Genomic DNA, 20,332 nt, shown 5'->3' on the forward strand with positions numbered 1-20,332 from the left:
TAGGCGGGACGCGGAGAGGGCCCCAGTCCTTGACAGGCGGCCGGGGTTTCGCCATCGCGCGGGCGCGGGCGCGGGTGTCAGCCTGGCGGGTGGGTCCCCGGTCGGTCTCCGGCGGACGACGGGAGGCGTGCGAACCACGAGCTGCGGGCGTTCGTCGCCACGATGTCGACGAGCGCGTCGAGGTGCTCGAGTGCCGCGATGAGCAGCGCGCCGAGCGCGAACCGATCCGGGTCGTCGAGTTCGACCGTGAGGACCGTCGATGTCGGATCCCGCCCGAGCTCGCGAGGGTCGACGAGCCTCGGGTTCCGCGCACCGAGCTCGCCGAACGCGGCCTCCAGTTCGGTGCGGCGCAGCTCGAGCCGCTCGGCCACTGTGAGCCGCCGGAAGGTCGACTCCGACATGCGGCTCACGCCGATCCGGGATCGATCGGCCTGTTCCGCCGCCGAGATCTCGAGTTCGCCCGACGCCAGCAGCGCGTGGTGGCGCGCATTCGCGAGAGCGAGCCGTTGCTCCCGGTCCACCGCCCCTTCGTCGAGGAGCGCCTCGCGCCACACGGCGAACGCGTTCACGGCGTCCCGCACCACCACCCCGCGAGAGCGGCCGAGCACGTGCGCGAGGTCGCCGATCAGCCGGTGGGTCTCGGCGTCGACCTTGACGCTCGTGAAGCGGCTCATACTCGTCGCCGAACGGGGCTGTTGATGGTTTCGGTTGCCGACATGGTGGAAAGGTATTCGCGGTTCACCTTTCCCCATGGCCTGCGAGCAAGGCCGTCCGTCGGTGTGCGGCGAGGTACCGCGGTGGAGGACGGGTGCGCGGGCGTTCGGGTGCACGGAAGTGCGGGTTCACGGACGTGCGGGTTCACGTGGTGGGTCCGCGGGCGTGCTGGTTCAGGTGGGTGGGTCCGCGGGCGTGCGGGTTAGTGAGGGTGTGCGCGGGCGTGGTGGGCTCTGGAGGGGGGTGCGCGGCCGTTGGGGCTCGGGAGGGTGAATGCGCGGGCGCGCCGGCTCCGGAGGAGGGGTGCGCGGGAGCGCGGGCGTGCGGAATCAGGAGGGCGGGCCGGTGTCGACCTCGTCCTCGAGGAGTTCCTCGCGGATGCGGCGGAGGTCCTCGAGGAGCGAGCCCATCAGGATCCAGTGCTCGGACTTGGGGGCGGCGATCTGGAGCGGCGCGGTCAGCGCCGGGATGACCGAGGTCAACGGCTCGGGGTCGACTTCGGCGAGGTGGACCGCGAGGCGGATGTCGTGTGCGACGCGGTGCAGCTGCTCGGCGATCGCACGGACGGTCGGTTCGGTGGCAAGACCCTCGTCGTAGTGGTCGACGAAGGCCCGCGTCATCCCCCCGACCTGCGTCACGATCGGGCTCAGCCGGGCGAGCAGCCGTCGCTGCTCCGCGATGTCGCCGCGATGGGCGGAACGGCGGGGATTCAGCGTGAGCGACTCCTCGGCGTCCGCGATGGCCGCGCCCGCGGCGTCCCGCATGGGTCGCATCAGCCGCACCTCGAGCATGAGCTCCGTGAGATCGGCGGGGCGCTGCGGGGCGAGCAGGGCGCTCGCGAGGCGGTCGACGGATGCCGCGAGCTCGCTGCCCAGGCGAGCCAACTGCTCGCGCGCCGGGCCCGACAGCACCGGCGGCACGATGACCGCGTTCACCACGATGCCGATCGCGGCGCCGATCAGCGTCTCGAGCACGCGGTCGAGCGCGTACTCGGGCGACGTGCCGCCGAGTGCGAGCACCAGCATCGCGCTGATCGCCACCTGGTTCGCGGTCGGCGCCGTCATCCGCGCCGCCCACGCGGCGACGAGCGCCACCAGGATCGCGACGAGGATGACCCAGCTGGTCGGACCGAAGATCAGCCCGAGCGCCGACGCGATCACGACCCCGGCGATCACGCCGACACTGCGCTCCAGGGCCTTGCCGAGCGACTGGTTCACGCTCGGCTGGACGACGAGGAGCGCCGCGATCGCGGCGAACACCGGCAGCGGGCCCGGGATCAGCCACCCCGCGAGGAGCCACGCGGCGACGGTCGCCACCGCCGACTTCAGCACCTGCAGGATCGGCGCCCGCCTGGTGGCGCGGAACCGCTCGGAGAAGCGCATGAGGCCCACGCTATCGAGACCGTGCACCTCGGTGGTCGAGTAGCACCGCGGAGCGGAGCGTATCGAGACCGGCACCTCGGTGGTCGAGTAGCACCGCGGAGCGGCGCGTATCGAGACCAGGCAGCGCGAAGGCCCGCGACCCATCGGTCGCGGGCCCCGGATCCGTCGTTCAGCTCGCGGCGGCCGACTCGGTGCCGGTCGACTCGGCGGCGGCCGTGTCGCGCTTCGGCAGGCGCCATCCGGGCCGGACGAAGTGGCAGGTGTAGCCCCACGGGATGCGCTGCAGGTAGTCCTGGTGCTCGGGCTCGGCCTCCCAGAACGCGCCCGCGGGCGCGACCTCGGTGACGACCGGGCCGGGCCAGATGCCCGAGGCATCCACGTCGGCGATGGTGTCGACCGCGGTGTCGTACTGGGCGTCGCTGGTCGGGAAGATCGCCGAGCGGTAGCTCGTGCCGACGTCGTTGCCCTGGCGGTTCTTCGTCGTCGGGTCGTGCACCTGGAAGAAGAACTCGAGCAGGTCGCGGTAGGTCAGCTTCGACGGGTCGAAGACGACCTCGAGCGCCTCGGCATGCGAGCCGTGATTGCGGTAGGTCGCGTGCTCGACGTCGCCGCCGCTGTAGCCGACGCGGGTGTCGATCACGCCCGGGAGCTTCCGGACGAGGTCCTCCATGCCCCAGAAACAGCCGCCCGCGAGGACCGCGGTCTCGGCTCCGGGAACGGTGGTGATGGCGCCTGGGGTGGTCATGCGGTCTCCTCGGTGGTGGTGACGGATGCCGCGGCATCCGTGGTGGCGAACAGGTGGCGGTAGTCGCCGTAGCCCTCGGCCTCGAGGTCGTCGAGGTGGACGAAGCGAAGTGCGGCGGAGTTGATGCAGTAGCGGAGGCCTCCGGCATCCGTCGGCCCGTCGTCGAAGACGTGACCGAGGTGGCTGTCGGCGCCCGCCGAGCGGACCTCGACGCGCTTCATGAAGAACGAGCGGTCGACGTGCTCGGTGACGGCCGCCTGGTCGATCGGCCGGGTGAAGCTCGGCCAGCCCGAACGGCTGTCGTACTTGTGCACGCTCGCGAAGAGCGGCTGCCCCGAGACGACGTCGACGTAGAGGCCCGGCTCGTGGTTGTTCCAGTACTCGTTGCGGAACGCCGGCTCGGTCGCGTCGTCCTGGGTGACCTTGCGCTGCAAGGGGGTGAGGCGGTCGAGCGCCTCGGGAGTCCTGCGGTAGTCGTGTGACACGGTTGCTCCTTCTCCGGCGGCTCCGGCTGGGCCGCCCCGGACCAGTGACACCGGCTGGGCCGGTTACGTCTGCGTCCATGAGGAAGAACCGCTGAGGGGCGGCCGATGTTCCGCAGGATGCGCCCGCCCGCTGTGGGTTTGCTGTGAGCGTCGCGAGTGTCCCTCCCGGTGGTCGAGTAGCCGCGCAGCGGCGCCCGCTCCGGTGGTCGAGTAGCCGCGCAGCGGCGTATCGAGACCCACGCCCGTCGCCCGGTGGTGGGAGGATCGGCGCATGGCCGATCGACTCATGCTCCTCGACACCGCGTCGCTGTACTTCCGGGCGTTCTACGGCGTGCCCGACTCGCTGAAGCGCGCCGACGGGACATCCGTGAACGCGGTGCGCGGGCTGCTCGACATGATCGCGCGGCTGGTGGCCGAGTTCGAGCCGACGCACCTCGTCGCCTGCTGGGACGACGACTGGCGCCCGCACTGGCGGGTCGAGCTCATTCCGAGCTACAAGGCGCACCGCGTCGAGCTCGTCGTGCCGGCCGGGCCCGATATCGAGGAGGTGCCCGACCCGCTCGAGGCGCAGCTGCCGATGATCCGCGAGACGCTGGGCCTGCTCGGCATCCCGATCGTCGGCGTCGCGGCGCACGAGGCCGACGACGTCATCGGCACGCTCGCGACGCACGCGACGATGCCGGTCGACGTCGTCTCGGGCGACCGCGACCTGTTCCAGCTCGTCGACGACGACCGCGGCGTGCGCGTGATCTACACGGCGCGCGGCATGAACCGGCTCGAGCTCGTGACGAACGAATGGGTCGTCGCGAAGTACGGCATCGAGGCGTCGCAGTACGCGGACTTCGCGACGCTCCGCGGCGACTCGTCCGATGGGTTGCCCGGCGTCGCCGGGGTGGGCGAGAAGACCGCGGCGGGCCTGCTCGGCGACTTCGGCTCGCTCGATGCGATGCTCGCGGTGGCGTCGGGCGATCCGGATGCCGCGGCCGCGGCGCCCGCGACGATGTCGGCTTCGATGCGGGCGAAGCTCACGGGCGCGCACGACTACCTCGCCGTCGCCCCGACGGTCGTGAACGTGGTGCGCGACCTCGACCTGCCGTCGGTGGAGGAGCTCGGCGCACGGCTCGCGCCCGTCACGGGCGCGCGTCGCGAGACCCTCGAGGACCTCGCGGAGGAGTGGAACCTCGGCGGGTCGGTCACGCGGCTGCTCGCCTCGCTCGATCGCGCGCCGGCGGCGTAGCGTCAGCAGCCGGGGCCGTCGGGGACGGCCGTGCAGTCGCCCGTGACGAGCACCGTGTCGAACTCGCCGACGAGCACGCTCAGCCGCGGTGCGGGCAGGCTCAGCGTTCCGTCGATCCAGCGCCAGACGGACCCGTCGAATCGGTACTCGGCGACGTAGACGACGGTCGGGTCGACGGTGTAGCGGCCGGATGCCGCGTAGGTGTGGCTCGTCGGGGTCGCGGAGAACTCGGCGAGGCCGAGTTCGCTCCACGTGGCGCCGGGATCCGCGGCCTGGACGAACGCTCCGTCGGAGTGCGCCCACCGGTAGGCGACGGGGTGGAAGCGCACCTCGGCGGGGCGACCGAGCAGCGTGCCCGACCGGGTCTCGACGGATGCCTCGCCGATGAAGTTCGCCGGAAGGCCGACCACGGCCCAGCCCGCGGGCTGCATCTCGCCCGACGGCACGGTCGGCTGGAACGACGCGATGTCGCGGAGGGTCACGGTCGGCTCGCCAGGTGCGGGCGGTTCGGGCTCGGCACCCTCGAAGGCGCACGCCAAGGGGTTGCCGGTATTGCACACGTCGCTCACGGGTTCGGCGGGGCGGGCCGGTTCGGCGGTGCCGATGGTCTCGGCGTCGGGGGTGTAGCCGTCGGCGACGGAGTCGTCGGTGGTCTTGCCGGCTTCTGCCACCGATGAATAGTCCCCACGAAGCTCGACGGTGTCCGAGGTGGACGATCCGCTTACCTGGCAAAGTTGGGCCAACTGCATCGAAACAGTGCACGCGGAGGTCCCTGGAGCCATAGGCAAGGCGGAAATCGCGAGTGTGGTGCTCAACAGAAGTTGTCGCCAGACCACACTTCATTCCCGTCGACTAGGAGTGCATCGCCGTCCGCTGCGACCGCAGTGATTACGAGCGCGATGCGTGGTTCTCGATCTGAGGGGGTTACGTCCTCGTCGGCACTGTTGAGGAGCTTCACCGCGGAAACGTCTTGGCATCCATAGAAGGTGACGCGGTTCGAGGAGAATTCCGCAAGCTTCGCCGAGTCGATCGTCGAACTTCCCTCGGTACGCAGACCGGCGTCGCGAAACGCCGCAAAGTCATCCTCGCTGAAATCTGCAAATTCGGGGGTCGTAACCTCACGGATTCGGGCTGAATCGACGCCGACGTCAGCGGTAATGCTGTCGCTGACGGCGAGGTACTCCTCGTACGCCTCGACCGCCGCCGCGAGCGCCTCCTCGTCGGTCGCGAAGAGCGGGGTGTCCGCGGCATCCGTCGTCGGGGTGGGCGTCACCGGGGGCGGCGGCGCGGCGCACGCGGCGAGGACCAGCACCGCGCCGGTGAGGGCGAGCGCGGCGAGGCGGGGGAGGGCTCGGGGCATGCGGTCCAAGGTAGGGGATCAGCGCGAGCGGATCGGACGTCATCCACAGGTCGGTGCGCAGAATGGAAGGCGGCGGCATCCGTCGACGGAGGAGGAGCGGGATGAGCGAAGCGAACGGTATCGGCGACGGCGACCTGGCACGGCTTCGGCGGTGCGTCGAACTCGCACGGGCGGCGCGCGAGCGCGGCGACCATCCGTTCGGGTCGATCGTCGTCGCGGCCGACGGGCGCGTCGTCGAGGGCATGAACACCGTGGTGACGCGGCGCGATCCGACCGGCCACGCGGAGACGAACGTGGTGCGTGCGGCGGCCGAGGTCCTCGATGCGGACGAGCTCGCGAACGCGACGCTCTACACGAGCACCGAGCCGTGCGCCATGTGCTCGGGTGCGATCTACTGGAGCGGCATCCCGCGCGTCGTGTTCGCGCTGTCCGAGGCCGGGCTGCGCGAGATCGTCGCCGAGCAGGAGGGCGTGCCGACGCTCAGCCTGCCGTCACGCGAGGTGTTCGCACGCGGCGGGCGCCCCGTGACGGTCGACGGGCCCGCCGACCTGCCCGAGGCCGCCGCAGTCCACGACGGCTTCTGGGTCTGATCGTTCGGCCGACGCACTCAGCCGTGCCGGCCGCTCAGCCGAGCCGACCCACGACCACCCAGGCCCGCGCCCGCAGCATGATCGAGCCGTCGGGCCGGCATCCCCACGCCGTCGCCTCGCGCATCCCGTCGCGAACCGCGTCGCGCGAGGCATCCGTCGTCGACTGCAGGTAGGTCGGTGCCGGGCCCTGCCCGCCGAGGAACGGCTCCCACAGGTCGTCGAAGTCGGCGAAGACCATGCCGATCTCGATCGACTTCACGCGGACGGAATCGACGTCCATGCCGGGCGCGTCCGACCAGAGGTGGCGCAGCGGTTCGGGCCGGCAGAGCGGGAACCGGCGTGCCTCGTCGAATTCCGCGGCGTCCGCGTCGACGTCGGCGGCGACGTCCCAGAACGTGCGGAGCATCTGCATGCCCTCGGCGTAGTCCCAGACGTAGGCGGCCATCAGCGCGCCCGGTGCGGCGACGCGCGCGAACTCCGCGACGGCGGCAGCGGGATCCGGCACGAAGTTCAGCACGAGTCCGGAGACCACCGCATCGACTGAGTCGTCCGGCACCGGGAGATGCCCCGCGTCGCCGACGACGAAACTCGCCTCGTCATGCCCCGCGAACTCCGGTCGCGCACGCGCCAACGACAGGAACCCCTCCGAGGGGTCGACCCCGATGATCGAGGCCGGCGCCCACCGTTCGACGACGGCGCTCGTGAGGGCGCCCGTGCCGCAGCCGACGTCGAGCCAGCGGATGTCTCGTTCCGCATCGAGCACGTCGACGAACTTCGCGGCGACGAGCCGACTCCATCGGCCGACGTACCGTTCGTACGGCTCGCCGCTCTGCCAGACATCGGCACCTGCCATGTACCTGTTTCTACGCCCGTCGCGGCCGCGAGGCAACGGTGATCGGCTCAGGGCGAGCCCTGTGCCGCCGGCGCGGGCCCGGGGTTACGCTCGCCGGATGGACCCGAACCACCGCCGACGCAGGCGCCTCGGAAGCGCCGGACCGATCCTCGCGGCCGCAGCCATCGCCGCCCTCGCGGGCTGCGCGCCCGGCGGCCCGGTCGCGCCCGCCACGAGCGAGCCGCCCGCGGCGACCACCGCGTCGCCGACGCCGACGGCGAGCGAGATGCCCCCGGCATCCGACGAGCCGATCGCGGCCGACGCCGACCGGCCGCTCGAACCCATCGACGCCTACGCGCTGTGCCGCGCGCAGACCTACGCGTACTACCCGGGCGACTTCGCGCTCGTCGAGTACGCGCCGTTCGCCGACGCGACCGTGCTGCTCCGCGACGACGGCTTCTGGTTCGTCTACATCGAGGTCGACGACGGCAACCGCACGCCCGACCTCGTCGATTCCGGCGCGAGCAACTGCATCGTCGGCGGCACGATCGGCGAGCCGCAGTGGGAGCTCTTCGGGGTCGTGACCCGCGGGCAGGACGTCATCGACGACTACAACGCGCCGCTCGCGACGCCCTGATCAAGGGCAGAGCGGATGCCGCGGCTCAGGTGGGAACGCCGGGCGCCGGCTCGGTCGTGCCGAGCCAGTACGACGGCGCGGGCAGCTGCACCCCTCCGCTCGCCGCGACGATCACGATGAACGCGTAGATCGCGACGCCGATCGCGAGCGCGCCGAGCACGGTCGCGAGCGGCACCGCCCACGAGACGCGCACGCCGGCGCGGCGGTAGCGCGACGGCGCCATCCAGGCGACCCACATCGCGGCCGCCCCGAACCCGGCGATCCACACCGTGCGCAGCGCCTCGCCCTCGAGCGGCGCGAACAGCGCGATGCCGAGCGCGCCGGCACCGAGCAGGACCGCGCTCCACGCGAACAGCCGTCCCATGCCGAGCCCGCCGACGTCGTACTGGTCGCCGAACCACGGCGCGGGCGGCTGCCCGGTGGGCCCGTCGGCCCGGCCGTCGGTCGGGCCCTCGCCCGGTCCGCCGACCGGGCCGTCGCGGCGCTCGCGGTCGTCGGGATCGTGCGCGGGATCGCTCATGCGTCGATCGTACGGGCGACGGATGCCGCGGCATCCGCCGCAGTCGACCCGCCAGCCCCCCGACCCGCCGTGTGGCCCGTTCGCGGGATGGCGCGCCCCGCGCGCCGACGGTGAGGATGGACGGGCAGGGTCGGCCCTGCGTCGCCGAGGGGGAACGGAGACCGGGCCATGGGTAGACCCGTCCGATTCGCGGCCGCGATCGCCGCGGCATCCGTCGTCGCCCTGCTCGTCGGCTGCACCGTCGGGGGCGAGCCGTCCGCGCAGCCGAGTCCGACGCCGGCCGAGGAACCGGGCGGCGGGGCCGGAGGCGGCGCGCCCTCCACGATCGACCCCGAGGTGCAGGCGCTGCTCGACGAGGCCGCCGCGGCGCAGGTCGAGGCCCACGCGCTCGGGTCGCTCCTCGGCGAGATCCGGATCGACGACGACGTGGTCGCGCAGGTCGCGCTCGGCGAGGCGGTCGGCGGCGAACCGGTGGCGATCGACGGACGGTTCCGCAACGGCGCCGTCGCGATCACCTACGTGAGCGTCGTGATGCTGCGGCTCGCCGAGCAGGGCGTGCTCGACCTGGACGAACCGATCGCACGGTGGCTCCCCGACCTGCGCGACGCCGACACGGTGACGCCGCGCATGCTCGCGAACATGACCGCGGGCTATCACGACTACGTGGGCGACCCTGCGTTCGAGGATGCGCTCGCCGCCGACCCGTTCCGCGAGTGGACGAACGAGGACCTCATCGAGGTGAGCCTCTCCGAGCCGCGGCTGTTCCCCGCCGGCGAGAACTGGGACTACTCGCACGCCGACTACGTGGTGCTCGGCGAGGTGCTCGAGGCCGCGTCGGGCGAGCCCCTGGCGGAGCTCATCGCACGCGAGATCCTCGACCCGCTCGGGCTGGAGCGAACCGTCGCGTCGGAGGAGCCGTCGATCCCGGCGCCCGTCGTGCACGCCTTCACCGCCGAGCGCGGCGTCTGGGAGGACTCGACGTACTGGAACCCGTCGTGGACCCTGCCGGAGGGCGCCGTGCAGACGAGCTCGATCGGCGACATCGCCGCGAGCTTCGACGCGATCGTCGGTCGGGGCGAGCTGCTCGACGCCGACTCGTACGACGCGCTCATCGCCCCCGACCTCGTCGGGTTCGGCGAGCCCCTCGACGGATGCCGCGCCTGCATGACCCTCGTCCCGGAGTTCTCGTACGGGCTCGGCACCTTCCTCAGCCTCGACTGGGTCATGCAGACGCCGCTCTTCGGCGGGTACGCCTCGGCGGTCGCGACGCTGCCCGCGGAACGCACCGAGGACGGGCGGTCGGTCACGATCGCCGTCGCGGTCACCTACACCGAGGACTCGTTCGAGGAGTGGGACGGCGCGCTCGTCAACTGGGGCGAAGACCTGGTGCGCCGGCTCACCGCCGACCTCGTGCCGGAGAGTCCGGCGGCGCAGCCGCGCGGCTGAGGACCGAGCACCTCGCGGCGGGGTGTCGATCGGCGGCCGGCTCGATCGTCATCATGTCGACGGGCCGGATCGGCCCGGTACAGTGACCGCTGATGGCCGGAGGGAGACCGCCATGCGCTACACCCTGCTGATGCACTACCCCGAGGTGGCCGACGAACTCGACCCCGCGATCATCGAGGAGGCGCAGCGCGCCTTCGCGAGCTACACCGAGACCCTCGAGGCCGCGGGCGTGCTCGTCTCCGCAGAGGTGCTGCAGCCGTCGACGAACACGACGACGCTGCGCCTGGAGGACGGCGCACTGCAGGTGCAGGACGGCCCGTTCGCCGACACGAAGGACCAACTCGGCGGCACGCTCGTGCTCGACGTGGCCGACCTCGACGCCGCGATCGAGTGGGCGCGCCAGGCACCGCCGCTCGCGTGGGGCGCGATCGAGGTGCGACCGGGCGCCGTGTACACCGTCGCGGGCGCGTGGACGCCGAACGGCTGACCGCCCCGGACCGGGACGCGCGCGCCGCTGCGGCACGGACCGCGGCGGCGCGCGCGGCGCGGGAGTCGTACGGTCGGCTCGTCGCGCTGCTCGCGGCATCCACCGGCGACCTCGCGCTCGCCGAGGACGCGCTCGCCGACGCCTTCGAACGCGCGCTGCGCTCGTGGCCGGAGACCGGCGTCCCCGCCAACCCCGACGGATGGTTGCTCACCGTGGCCAGGAACCGCGAACGCGACGGGTGGAAGTCCGCCGCCCGCCGTCGCGCCGCGCCGCTTCCGTCGGACGACGAGCCCGGTTCGCCTGCCGCGGGCTCGTCGTCGGGGGCGGCCCGCCCCGAGGCATCCGCCCTCGCCCACGACCCGCTCGCCGATGTCGACCCCGATCGCATCCCGGACCGCCGGCTCGAGCTGCTCTTCACGTGCGCGCATCCGGCGATTGACGCGTCGGTGCGCACGCCGCTCATGCTCCAGGCCGTGCTGGGCTTCGAGGCGGCCGACGTCGCCCGCGCGTTCGCGGTGCCGCCCACGACGATGGCGCAGCGGCTCGTGCGCGCGAAGCGCCGAATCCGCGACGCGCGCATCCCGTTCGCCGTGCCCGATCGGCACTCGATGCCCGAGCGGCTGCCGCCCGTGCTCGAGGCGATCTACGGGTGCGCGGCGCTCGACTGGCGCGGCGGCGCCGCCGATCTCGCCGGCGAGGCGCAGTACCTCGCGGTGGTGCTCGCGGGACTCCTCGAGCACGAGCCCGAGCCGTGGGCGCTCGCTGCGCTCACGACGCTCACGCTCGCGCGTCGCGGGCCGGATACCGCGGGGTTCGTGCCGCTCGACGAGCAGGACCCGTCGACGTGGGACGCCGCCTCGATCGACGAGGGCGACGCGTACCTGCGACGGTCGGCCCGCGAGCGAGGACGGCTCGCGACCCCCGGACGGTTCGAACTGGAGGCGGCCATCCAGTCCGTGCACTGCGCGCGGCGGCGCACCGGCGCGACCGACTGGGCGGCGCTGCGCACGCTGTACGACGCGCTGCTCGCCACGTCGCCGAGCCTCGGCGCGGAGGTGGCGCGTGCGGTCGTCGTCGGTCGCCTCGAGGGGCCCGCCGCCGGGCTCGCGGCGCTGCCGGCCGACGCCTCCGGCTTCCAGCCGTGGTGGGCGGCCCGGGCGGACCTGCTCGCCGGTCTCGGGCGTCGGCGCGAGGCCGCCGACGCGTTCCGCCGGGCCGCCGGGCTCGCGGCCGACGAGGCGGTGCGCGAGTACCTCGTCGCGCGCGCCGTGCGGGTCGACGTCGCGGGCGACGCGGCGCGCGAGGACGAGCGGGATGACGCGAGCGACGACATCGGCGAGGAGACGCAACCCGGGTGACGCCTCGTGTGTCCCGCGGCAGGATGGTCGGGGACGACGACCACGAGGAGGGGCATCCATGCCGAAGCGGATCTGCGTCACGGGCGCGTCAGGGCTTGCGGGGAGGGCCGTCGTGCTCGACCTGCTCGACCACGGCTACGAGGTGCTCGCGACCGACGTCACGCCGCCGTCGCCGAAGCTCCCGCCGCGCTGGTCGCGGCCCGACCTCGTGTACACGCAGGCCGACCTCACCGATTTCGGCGACGCGGTCGAGGTGCTGCAGGACGTGGACGCGGTCGCGCACCTCGCGGCGATCCCGGCGCCGACGATCTTCACGCCCGCCCGCACACTGAACGTGAACAATGCGATCAACTCGAACGTGTTCCTCGCGGCCGCGAAGGTGGGCCTCGAGAAGGTCGTGTGGGCGTCGAGCGAGACGACCCTCGGGCTCGACTTCGGCCCCGACGGGCTGCCCGACTACCTGCCGCTCGACGAGGGCCACTACCCGAAGCCGAACTCGACGTACTCGCTGTCGAAGGTGCTCGGCGAGACCATGGCCGAGCACGTCTCCGACTGGACGGGCATCCCGTTCGTCGCCCTGCGCTTCTCGAACGTGATCGACCCCGACCGCTACGACGAGTTCCCGGCCTTCGAGGACGACCCGCGCTCGCGGCTGTTCAACGCGTTCGGCTACATCGACGTGCGGGATGCCGCGCAGTCCGTGCGCCGCTCCCTCGAGGCCGACGTGCAGGGCGCCCGCGCCTACGTGATCGCGAACGCCGACACGGTGATGCACCGGCCGACGCGCGACCTCGTCGAGGAGTTCTTCCCCGGCGTCTCGCTGAAGCGCGAGTTCTCGGGCACCGAGTCGCTCTTCTCGATCGAGCGGGCGCGCGACGAGCTCGGCTTCGAACCCGAGCACGGCTGGCGCGAGGGGCGCTCGTGACGGCGCGCTCGGTCGGCTGCGAGATCCGGCTCCAGATCGACGCCCCCGCCCGGCTGGCGTTCCAGGTGGCCGTCGCGGGCGGTGCCGACGCGACCGAGCGCCTCGAGTTCCGTGCCGACGGTCGCCCGATCGAGGCGACCGAGCTGACGGATGCCGCGGGCAACCGCCTGCACGTCGTCGACGCGCCGTCCGGATCGCTCGAGTGCTCGTACGCGGCCGAGGTCCCGGGGCGCGCGGCCGAGGCATCCGTCGACCCGGTCGACCTGCTCACGTACCTGCGGCCGAGCCGCTACGCCGAGTCGGACCGGCTCGCGGCGACCGCGGCCGCCGAGTTCGTCGGCATCGAGGGCGCCGATCGACTGGCGGCCGTCTCGTCGTGGGTCGGCACCCGGCTGACGTACGTGCCCGGCTCGAGCAGTCCGACGGATGGCGCGGTGCAGACGCTGCTCGCCCGCCAGGGCGTGTGCCGCGACTACGCCCACCTCGTGGTCGCGCTGCTCCGCGCGCTCGACGTGCCGGCACGGCTCGTCGCGGTGTACGCGCCGGGGCTCGACCCGATGGACTTCCACGCCGTCGCCGAGGCCTGGGTCGACGGCGCGTGGCACGTCGTCGATGCGACGACGCTCGCGCCGCGCGACACGATGGTGCGCATCTCGACCGGACGCGATGCGGCCGACACCGCGTTCCTCTCGGCGTACGGCGGGGTGGTCCGGCTCGACTCGGTGGAGGTCACGGCCGTGGCCGACGAGCTGGCCGACGACGACGTGCGCCGGCTCGTGCGGCTCGGCTGACTGCCCGCCCGACGCCGGCCCGACACCCGCCCGACGCCCAACCGACGCGGCCCGTGCGTTCCGGCGACCGCGGTCTCGGCGCCGCCGGGTCAGCGGAGGCCGGTCGCGGTCGGCATGAGCAGCGCCGGCAGCACCGAGATACCGACGATCGCGAGCGCGCCGATCCCGAGCCAGATCGCCGCGATCGCCGCGGTGGACGGGCGCTCGCCCGCACGCCGGGCGCGGCTGCGCGCCACGAGCCCGAGCGTCGAGGTGAAGACCGCGAGCGCCGCGAGCAGCGCGGAGCCGAGCGACTCGCGATAGGGCGTCGCGAACGCGAGGATCACCGTAGCGATGCCGATCACGAGCGCGACCGAACCGAGTCCGCGGCCGGATGACGCCGAGGCGTCGCCGACGCGCAGGCGCTCCTCGCGCGGCTCGTGCGACTCGGCTGCCGACATGTGCTCTTCCCCCGGATGTTCGCGTGACGATGCCGCGAGCCGAGAGATCCGGCACGTCGTCGTCCCAGCTCGCGGTGATGCTCCAGACATCCTCCCGCGGGGTTCGCGCGCATGACGCCGATTCGGGGGTCGTCGGGGTCTCGATCAGGTTACGTCGGTCTCGATCCGGTCACGACGGTCTCGGCGGCGTCACGATCCGAGCCCCGTCTCCGGTTCAGGGGACGCTCAGCCACGAGTAATCGACAGGTGTAGATTAGAACTGAACCCGGAGCCATCCGACCCCGGGCCCGAACGGCAACGAACGCCGCAGGGCCGACGCCCGCGGCGAGACAAGGAGCGTCAGCAATGGCACGCGTCAGCGGCAAGGTCGCACTCATCAGCGGTGGAGCACGGGGCATGGGCGCCTCGCACGCCCGCCTCCTCGTCGAGGAGGGCGCCAAGGTCGTCATCGGCGACCTGCTCGACGACGAGGGCGCCGCGCTCGCCGCCGAGCTCGGCGAGGCGAACGCCAGGTACGTCCACCTCGACGTGACCGACTACGCCCAGTGGGAGGCCGCCGTCCAGGTCGCCACCGAGGCGTTCGGTCGCCTCGACGTCGTCGTGAACAACGCGGGTATCGCGAACTTCGGCCCGATCGAGGACTACACGCTCGAGGCGTGGGACACGATCCTGAAGATCAACCTCACGGGCGTCTTCTACGGCATCAAGGCCGCGATCCCCGCACTGAAGGAGTCCGGTGCGGGCTCCATCATCAACATCTCCTCGACCGCCGGCCTCCAGGGCTACGAGGCGCTGCCCGGCTACAACGCCGCGAAGTTCGGCGTCCGCGGCCTCACCAAGAACGCGGCCCTCGATCTCGGGCGGTACAACATCCGCGTGAACTCGGTGCACCCGGGCGTCATCCGCACGCCCATGACCGAGGCGCTCGACACCCCGCAGAACCACGTCGCGCTGCACCGCGTCGGCGAGCCGATCGAGCTGTCGAACCTCATCCTGTTCCTCGCGAGCGACGAGTCGAGCTTCTCGACCGGCGCCGAGTTCGTCGCCGACGGCGGCGAGACCGCGGGCCTCGCGCACTACGAGAGCTGAATCGGCTCCCGAGATGCGAACCGGTGGGCGGATGCCGCGGCCGCGCGCCGCGGCATCCGCCCGCCGCCAACGAGGCCGATCGCGCGACGACCCGCCTCCGCGATCAGTCGCGGACGAGCCCCAGGTCGACGAGGCTCCGCGCCGAGGCGAGCACCGACTCGTCGCGGTCGCGCGGCACCCAGCCGAGGAGCAGCGTCGCCTTCTCGTGCGACGCGTCCCCACGGCGACCGAGCTCCTGCGACATGAGCCGGAGGTCGCGGCTGAACGGCGCGCCGGCCCGCACGACCCAGTCCGGGATCACCCGCGTCGGCACGTGCCTCGCGCGCTCGCCGAGGCCGGCGCGGAGCAGCCGCGCCAGCTCGAGGTAGGTGATCGCGTCGCCCGACACGGCGAGGAACCGCTCGCCCGCGGCATCCGGATGGCGCATCGCGCGCACGTGCAGGTCGGCGACGTCGCGGACGTCGACCGCGCCGACCGAACCGTTCGGCACGACGGGGAAGGCGCCGTTCAGCAGCTGCCGGAGCAGCTCGAGCGACGACGACAGGTCGGCGCCCAGCGCGGGCCCGAAGATGCCGACGGGATTGATCGTCGCGAGCTCCAGACTCCCGCCCTCGCGGGCGATGAAGTCCCACGCCGCGCGCTCGGCGAGCGTCTTCGACTTGGCGTACGGCGTCACGCCGGGGCCGTCGGGGTCCGTCCAGTCCTCCTCGGTGTACCGCCGGCCCGGGTTCGGGCGGCCGTAGCCGATCGCCGCGAACGACGAGGTCTGCACGACGCGGCGCACGCCCGCGTCGTGTGCGGCGCGGAGCACCCGCAGGGCGCCGTCGCGCGCGGGCACGATGAGCTCGTCCTCGTCCTTCGGCTGCCGCGTGGGGAACGGCGACGCCACGTGCAGCACGTGCGTGGCACCCGCGACCGCCTCGGTCCACCCGGCGTCGTGCAGCAAGTCGGCGGCGACGACCTCGACCCCGCTCGGGTCGGCTCCCGAGCTCCGGACGAGGTCGCGCACCTCGTCGGCACGCGCGAGGTCGCGCACCGTGGTGCGCACGCGCACTCCGTCGCCGAGCAGCCGGATGATGCAGCTGATCCCGACGAAGCCCGTGCCGCCGGTGACCAGGACCAGTTCGTCGTCCACGATCGCCTCCCGACTCGGACCCTACCCCGGCCGGCCGGGCGTCGGGCGGGTGCGGCCGGGGCATCGCACGCACCGCGATCGCTAGGGTGACGGCATGAGCGAAGCGGATGCCACGACCTCGCCGGTCGCGTCGCCTTCGACTCCGACGTCTGCGGTCGCGTCGCCCGCCGACGACCCCCGCCACCGCCGCACGCGTGTCGCGCTCAGCGCCGCGCTGCTCCGCCTGCTCGAACGCGAACCGCTCGATGCGATCTCGGTCGCCGCGCTCTGCCGCGAGGCGGCCGTGCATCGCACGACCTTCTACGCGCACGCGTCGAGCGTGCACGACTTCGCGCTCGACGTGTTCACGCAGGACCTCGACCGGCTGACGGCCGTCGCGGTCGAGCCCGAGGCGGAGAGCCCCGAGCACGTCGCGGAGCGCTACGTCGCCTCGCTCATCGCCGTGCTCGAGCACGTCGCCGACGATCGAGCCGGGTACCGCGCGCTGTTCGGCTCGACGAGCCGGGGCGTGTTCCGCTCGGCGCTCGACGCGCGCATGCGGCACCGCGCGCGCCTGGCCCTCGAGGTGTGGCGGGCGCAGGGCGTGCCCGGCGCCCCGCGCGACGAGGTCGCGATCGCCGAGGCTGCGGCGTTCATCGCGGGCGGCCTCGTGGGCGCGCTTGAGACGTGGGCGCTCGGCGACGAGACCGATGCCGAGGCATCCGCCGCTCGGCTCGCGACGCTCATGCCGTCGTGGTGGCCCCGCCCCACCTGACCGCGGCCCAGCGGTCGATGAGGATCGGGATCGCGGTCCGCACCCAGAACGACGGCAGCACGCGGCCGTCGCTGATGCCGCTGCCGGTCACGAATGCGGCGACGCGCAGCGGCTCGTCGGTGTCGGTGAGCGCCTGACCGGTCAGCCGGGCGAACTCGCGCTGGACGGTGCTGCGCACGTCCCAGAACCCTTCCGGGAACGGCTCGCCGGCGAGCGCGTCGCGCATCGCGTCCCACAGGTGCGGGTCGCCGCGCAGGCCCCACTGCACGAGGCCGCGTGAGAAGAGCGAGGCGAAGTCGGGGACGGATGCCTCGGGGTCGGCCGGGGTGGACATGCGCCCACGCTACGCGCGGCACGGTGGGGCCGCGACGGCGCGGAGGTGCGAGATCCTTGCGATCAGTGGCATCCTTGCCAATGCGCGCCGGCCGCGCGCGCGGCCGGTCGAGAGAGGGGCAGCGGATGGCACGCAGGAACCACCGGGTCGCCGTGCTCGTGCTCGAGGGCGCCAAGCCGCTCGACGTCGGGATCCCGGCGCAGACGTTCACGACCCGCGCGAGCATGCCGTACGAGGTGCGCGTGTGCGGCGCGCAGCCCGGGCCGGTCGCCGGCGGCGACGGGCTCTCGTACCACGTGGCCGACGGGCTCGAGGCGTTCGAGTGGGCGGAGACGATCTTCATCCCGGGCTATCGGCACCCCGACCGCGAGGACCCGCCCGCCGCGGTCGTCGATGCGCTGCGGGCGGCGCACGCGCGCGGAGCGCGGCTCGCCGCGATCTCGACGGGAGCGTTCGCGCTCGCCGCGACCGGGCTGCTCGACGGGCGCCGGGCCACGACGCACTGGCACTACACGCGTGCGTTGCAGGCGCGGCATCCGCTCGTCAGGGTCGACGAGAACGTGCTGTTCGTCGACGAGGGCCAGGTGCTGACGTCGGCGGGCGCGGCATCCGGCATCGACCTCTGCCTGCACCTCGTGCGGCGCGACCACGGGGTCGCAGTATCGAACCACGCCGCACGGCGGCTCGTCGCGGCGCCCTACCGCAGCGGCGGCCAGGCGCAGTACGTGCCGCGCGCGCTGCCCGAGCCGCTCGGCGAGGTGTTCGCGGCGACCCGCCAGTGGGCGATGGAGCACGTGCAGGATCCGCTGACGCTCGCGGACCTCGCGCGGAATGCGAACGTGTCGCCGCGTACCTTCTCGCGGCGCTTCGTCGAGGACACCGGCTACACGCCCATGCAGTGGATCCTGCGCGCGCGCATCGACCTGGCGCGCGAGCTGCTCGAGCGCACCGACCTCGGCGTCGAGCAGGTCGCCGATCGAGTGGGCCTCGGCACCGGCGCGAACCTGCGGCTGCACTTCCACCGCATCCTCGGCACGTCGCCGAGCGAGTACCGACACACCTTCGCCGCCTGAATCCCTTTCTCAGGAGGTTGTGGGCGTGTCGCGGGAATCGGCGGCGTGTCTTCCTGAGAAGCGCGCGACGTCACGCGCGTGTCCTGAGAAGAGCACCGGTGCCCGGTGCCCGTGCCGGAGGGGTGCGGGCGGGCCGGTCAGCGGATGCTTCGCCCTGCGGGCGCGCGGGTGCCCGCGCGGTCGTCGGCGGTGAGGCGGATGCCGCCGGTCGCCGTGCGGATCGGGGCCGTCGACGTCGTCCGGATCGGCGAGGTGCGTGTGGCCTCGCGCGCGAACGCCGCGCGGCGGCGGGCCGTGAGCCTCGCCGGGATGCTCGCGATCGCGTCGGAGATGCGCGCGATGAGGATGCCGATCACGGCGCCGAGCGAGTTCGCGACGAGGTCGCGCGGGTCGGAGATCCGGTCGGCCATCGGGATCTGGGCGACCTCGATGAGCAGCGCGAACCCCGCGCTCATCACGGCCGGCACGATCGCCGGCGCGCCGCGGACGGCGAAGGCGAGCAGCGCGCCGAACGGCACGAAGAGCAGCACGTTGAGCTCGAACTCGGTCTGCGAGCCGATCGTCCACGTGTCGGAGTCGAACCAGATGCTCGGGTCGAGCACGCCGCCGGGCGCCTGGTTGCCGGAGACCGCACCCGGTGCGGGGCCCAGCGTCACCCAGAGCATCACGACGGCGTACGCGAAGAGCAGTACGGCGGCGGTACGGGAGGGACGCATCTCCCGATCGTCGCGACCCGACCTTTGTCCTTCCTGTGTGCGGGGTGGGAGCTCGGGACGAGTCGACGCTCGCAACGGGGGGCGAGGTGCGGGCACGGTTGGCGAGATCCTTTCGCATGCTGTCGCTCCGGCCACTACCGAGGCATCCGTCTCACCATGATGCTGGAACGCGCAACAGAGGAAAGGACCCCTGACGTCATGACCCGCATCGCCGTCAACGGATTCGGCCGCATCGGCCGCAACGTCGTGCGCGCACTCATCGAGCGCGACGCCGACTTCGAACTGGTCGCCGTGAACGACCTCACGGAGCCCGCGGCGCTCGCTCGCCTGCTGAAGTACGACACGGTCGGCGGCCGCTTCGGTCGCCCCGTCGAGGTCGACGGCGACGTCCTCGTCATCGACGGTCGCCGCGTGAAGGTGCTCGCCGAGCGCGACCCCGCGAAGCTGCCCTGGGGCGAGCTCGGCGTCGACATCGTGCTCGAGTCGACCGGCCGCTTCACCGACGCCGAGGCCGCCAAGGCGCACCTCGAGGCGGGCGCGAAGAAGGTGCTCGTGAGCGCTCCGTCGAAGGGCGCGGATGTCACGCTCGCCTACGGCGTGAACACGGATGCCTACGACCCCGCGTCGCACACGATCGTCTCGAACGCGTCGTGCACCACCAACGCGCTCGCCCCGATCGCGAAGGTCCTCGACGACCTCGCCGGCATCGAGCACGGCTTCATGACCACGGTGCACGCCTACACGCAGGACCAGAACCTGCAGGATGCCCCGCACTCCGACGCGCGCCGCGCCCGCGCCGCCGCCGAGAACATCGTGCCGAGCTCGACCGGCGCCGCGAAGGCGATCGGCCTCGTGCTGCCGAACCTCGACGGCAAGCTGAACGGCGACGCCATGCGCGTGCCCGTGCCGGTCGGCTCGATCGTCGAGCTCAACACGACCGTCTCGAAGGACGTCACGCTCGACGAGGTGCTCGCCGCGTTCCGTGCCGCCGCCGACGGTCCCCTGAAGGGCGTGCTCGAGTACTCCGAGGAGCCGCTCGTCTCGAGCGACATCGTCGGCAACCCGCACTCGTCGATCTTCGACGCCGCGCTCACCCGCGTCGACGGGAAGCACGTCAAGGTCGTCGCCTGGTACGACAACGAGTGGGGCTTCTCGAACCGCGTGATCGACTCGCTCGGGCTGCTCGCCGCGGCCTGAGCGCCGTCCGGCCGCCGGCCCCTCCGGGTTGATCGCGGTCGCACCGACTCCGGTCGGCCCGGGGGGCGGTACCCGGGTCGACCGG

24 protein-coding genes are annotated in these 20,332 nt (G+C 72.8%); 12 read left to right on the forward strand and 12 right to left on the reverse strand.

What is annotated here, in order from left to right:
• Nucleotides 1-77: 77 nt before the first annotated feature.
• From GJ743_RS05210 to msrB, 4 genes are all read right to left on the reverse strand, one after another.
• A complete protein-coding gene (locus tag GJ743_RS05210; RefSeq protein WP_155050864.1) occupies nucleotides 78-674 on the reverse strand; it encodes a hypothetical protein in 597 nt (198 codons plus the stop codon).
• Nucleotides 675-1,043: 369 nt separating this feature from the next.
• Nucleotides 1,044-2,096: an FUSC family protein gene (locus GJ743_RS05215; RefSeq protein WP_155050865.1), complete on the reverse strand. Its 1,053-nt coding sequence runs from the start codon at nucleotides 2,094-2,096 to the stop codon at nucleotides 1,044-1,046.
• A gap of 169 nt (nucleotides 2,097-2,265) precedes the next feature.
• Nucleotides 2,266-2,841 carry a peptide-methionine (S)-S-oxide reductase MsrA gene (gene msrA / locus GJ743_RS05220; protein ID WP_155050866.1) on the reverse strand — a complete coding sequence of 192 codons (576 nt, stop codon included), beginning with the start codon at nucleotides 2,839-2,841 and terminating at the stop codon, nucleotides 2,266-2,268.
• Nucleotides 2,838-3,326: a peptide-methionine (R)-S-oxide reductase MsrB gene (gene msrB, locus GJ743_RS05225; protein WP_328288814.1), complete on the reverse strand. Its 489-nt coding sequence runs from the start codon at nucleotides 3,324-3,326 to the stop codon at nucleotides 2,838-2,840. Before msrB ends, msrA begins: the two co-directional genes overlap by 4 nt.
• Before the next feature lie 271 nt (nucleotides 3,327-3,597).
• On the opposite strand from msrB, the gene GJ743_RS05230 reads away from it, so the two are divergent.
• Nucleotides 3,598-4,563, forward strand: coding sequence for a 5'-3' exonuclease (locus GJ743_RS05230; protein ID WP_155050867.1), 966 nt, complete (start codon nucleotides 3,598-3,600; stop codon nucleotides 4,561-4,563).
• 2 nt (nucleotides 4,564-4,565) lie between these two features.
• Here GJ743_RS05230 and GJ743_RS05235 read toward each other — a convergent pair whose 3' ends face one another.
• Nucleotides 4,566-5,234 carry a hypothetical protein gene (locus GJ743_RS05235; RefSeq protein WP_155050868.1) on the reverse strand — a complete coding sequence of 223 codons (669 nt, stop codon included), beginning with the start codon at nucleotides 5,232-5,234 and terminating at the stop codon, nucleotides 4,566-4,568.
• Nucleotides 5,235-5,374: 140 nt separating this feature from the next.
• Nucleotides 5,375-5,923 (reverse strand): hypothetical protein, encoded by a 549-nt coding sequence (locus GJ743_RS05240; RefSeq protein ID WP_155050869.1) that lies wholly within the window; start codon nucleotides 5,921-5,923, stop codon nucleotides 5,375-5,377.
• A 101-nt stretch (nucleotides 5,924-6,024) separates the two neighbouring features.
• Here GJ743_RS05240 and GJ743_RS05245 point away from each other — a divergent pair, with 101 nt between their 5' ends.
• Nucleotides 6,025-6,513 (forward strand): nucleoside deaminase, encoded by a 489-nt coding sequence (locus tag GJ743_RS05245; protein WP_155050870.1) that lies wholly within the window; start codon nucleotides 6,025-6,027, stop codon nucleotides 6,511-6,513.
• Between the two features lie 34 nt (nucleotides 6,514-6,547).
• Here GJ743_RS05245 and GJ743_RS05250 read toward each other — a convergent pair whose 3' ends face one another.
• Nucleotides 6,548-7,366 carry a class I SAM-dependent methyltransferase gene (locus tag GJ743_RS05250; protein WP_155050871.1) on the reverse strand — a complete coding sequence of 273 codons (819 nt, stop codon included), beginning with the start codon at nucleotides 7,364-7,366 and terminating at the stop codon, nucleotides 6,548-6,550.
• 97 nt (nucleotides 7,367-7,463) lie between these two features.
• Here GJ743_RS05250 and GJ743_RS05255 point away from each other — a divergent pair, with 97 nt between their 5' ends.
• Nucleotides 7,464-7,982 (forward strand): hypothetical protein, encoded by a 519-nt coding sequence (locus tag GJ743_RS05255; RefSeq protein ID WP_155050872.1) that lies wholly within the window; start codon nucleotides 7,464-7,466, stop codon nucleotides 7,980-7,982.
• Between the two features lie 25 nt (nucleotides 7,983-8,007).
• Here GJ743_RS05255 and GJ743_RS05260 read toward each other — a convergent pair whose 3' ends face one another.
• Nucleotides 8,008-8,502: a hypothetical protein gene (locus GJ743_RS05260; RefSeq protein WP_155050873.1), complete on the reverse strand. Its 495-nt coding sequence runs from the start codon at nucleotides 8,500-8,502 to the stop codon at nucleotides 8,008-8,010.
• A gap of 168 nt (nucleotides 8,503-8,670) precedes the next feature.
• Here GJ743_RS05260 and GJ743_RS05265 point away from each other — a divergent pair, with 168 nt between their 5' ends.
• The 5 genes from GJ743_RS05265 (at nucleotide 8,671) to GJ743_RS05285 (ending at nucleotide 13,509) form a co-directional block, all read left to right on the forward strand.
• Complete coding sequence (locus GJ743_RS05265; protein ID WP_155050874.1) at nucleotides 8,671-9,948, forward strand: serine hydrolase domain-containing protein; 1,278 nt, start codon at nucleotides 8,671-8,673, stop codon at nucleotides 9,946-9,948.
• A 112-nt stretch (nucleotides 9,949-10,060) separates the two neighbouring features.
• Nucleotides 10,061-10,435, forward strand: a complete 375-nt coding sequence (locus tag GJ743_RS05270; protein ID WP_155050875.1) for a YciI family protein — start codon at nucleotides 10,061-10,063, stop codon at nucleotides 10,433-10,435.
• Complete coding sequence (locus tag GJ743_RS05275) at nucleotides 10,417-11,793, forward strand: RNA polymerase sigma factor (protein WP_328288815.1); 1,377 nt, start codon at nucleotides 10,417-10,419, stop codon at nucleotides 11,791-11,793. Before GJ743_RS05270 ends, GJ743_RS05275 begins: the two co-directional genes overlap by 19 nt.
• A gap of 58 nt (nucleotides 11,794-11,851) precedes the next feature.
• The gene (locus tag GJ743_RS05280) at nucleotides 11,852-12,718 is read left to right on the forward strand and encodes an NAD-dependent epimerase/dehydratase family protein (protein WP_155050876.1); all 867 of its coding nucleotides are present in this window, start codon (nucleotides 11,852-11,854) and stop codon (nucleotides 12,716-12,718) included.
• Entirely contained in the window at nucleotides 12,715-13,509 is a 795-nt protein-coding gene (locus GJ743_RS05285; protein WP_328288816.1) for a transglutaminase-like domain-containing protein, read from the forward strand. The genes GJ743_RS05280 and GJ743_RS05285 overlap by 4 nt, the downstream gene beginning before the upstream one ends.
• A gap of 89 nt (nucleotides 13,510-13,598) precedes the next feature.
• Here GJ743_RS05285 and GJ743_RS05290 read toward each other — a convergent pair whose 3' ends face one another.
• Complete coding sequence (locus GJ743_RS05290; RefSeq protein WP_155050877.1) at nucleotides 13,599-13,949, reverse strand: hypothetical protein; 351 nt, start codon at nucleotides 13,947-13,949, stop codon at nucleotides 13,599-13,601.
• 345 nt (nucleotides 13,950-14,294) lie between these two features.
• Here GJ743_RS05290 and GJ743_RS05295 point away from each other — a divergent pair, with 345 nt between their 5' ends.
• Nucleotides 14,295-15,038, forward strand: a complete 744-nt coding sequence (locus GJ743_RS05295; protein WP_155050878.1) for a glucose 1-dehydrogenase — start codon at nucleotides 14,295-14,297, stop codon at nucleotides 15,036-15,038.
• 103 nt (nucleotides 15,039-15,141) lie between these two features.
• Here the strand turns inward: GJ743_RS05295 and GJ743_RS05300 are convergent, their stop codons facing one another.
• On the reverse strand, nucleotides 15,142-16,173 hold the full coding sequence (locus GJ743_RS05300) for an SDR family oxidoreductase (protein ID WP_328288817.1): 1,032 nt from the start codon (nucleotides 16,171-16,173) through the stop codon (nucleotides 15,142-15,144).
• Between the two features lie 94 nt (nucleotides 16,174-16,267).
• Here GJ743_RS05300 and GJ743_RS05305 point away from each other — a divergent pair, with 94 nt between their 5' ends.
• Nucleotides 16,268-16,927: a TetR/AcrR family transcriptional regulator gene (locus GJ743_RS05305; protein ID WP_155050879.1), complete on the forward strand. Its 660-nt coding sequence runs from the start codon at nucleotides 16,268-16,270 to the stop codon at nucleotides 16,925-16,927.
• Here the strand turns inward: GJ743_RS05305 and GJ743_RS05310 are convergent.
• Complete coding sequence (locus GJ743_RS05310) at nucleotides 16,896-17,261, reverse strand: MobA protein (protein WP_155050880.1); 366 nt, start codon at nucleotides 17,259-17,261, stop codon at nucleotides 16,896-16,898. The genes GJ743_RS05305 and GJ743_RS05310 overlap by 32 nt on opposite strands.
• Before the next feature lie 125 nt (nucleotides 17,262-17,386).
• Between GJ743_RS05310 and GJ743_RS05315 the strand changes: the two genes are divergently transcribed.
• The gene (locus GJ743_RS05315) at nucleotides 17,387-18,334 is read left to right on the forward strand and encodes a GlxA family transcriptional regulator (protein ID WP_155050881.1); all 948 of its coding nucleotides are present in this window, start codon (nucleotides 17,387-17,389) and stop codon (nucleotides 18,332-18,334) included.
• 137 nt (nucleotides 18,335-18,471) lie between these two features.
• Here GJ743_RS05315 and GJ743_RS05320 read toward each other — a convergent pair whose 3' ends face one another.
• Nucleotides 18,472-19,050 carry a VanZ family protein gene (locus GJ743_RS05320; protein ID WP_155050882.1) on the reverse strand — a complete coding sequence of 193 codons (579 nt, stop codon included), beginning with the start codon at nucleotides 19,048-19,050 and terminating at the stop codon, nucleotides 18,472-18,474.
• Nucleotides 19,051-19,248: 198 nt separating this feature from the next.
• On the opposite strand from GJ743_RS05320, the gene gap reads away from it, so the two are divergent.
• On the forward strand, nucleotides 19,249-20,247 hold the full coding sequence (gene gap, locus GJ743_RS05325) for a type I glyceraldehyde-3-phosphate dehydrogenase (protein ID WP_155050883.1): 999 nt from the start codon (nucleotides 19,249-19,251) through the stop codon (nucleotides 20,245-20,247).
• Nucleotides 20,248-20,332: the final 85 nt, after the last annotated feature.

The organism is Agromyces bracchium, from assembly GCF_009709675.1.
GTDB lineage: Bacteria > Actinomycetota > Actinomycetes > Actinomycetales > Microbacteriaceae > Agromyces > Agromyces bracchium.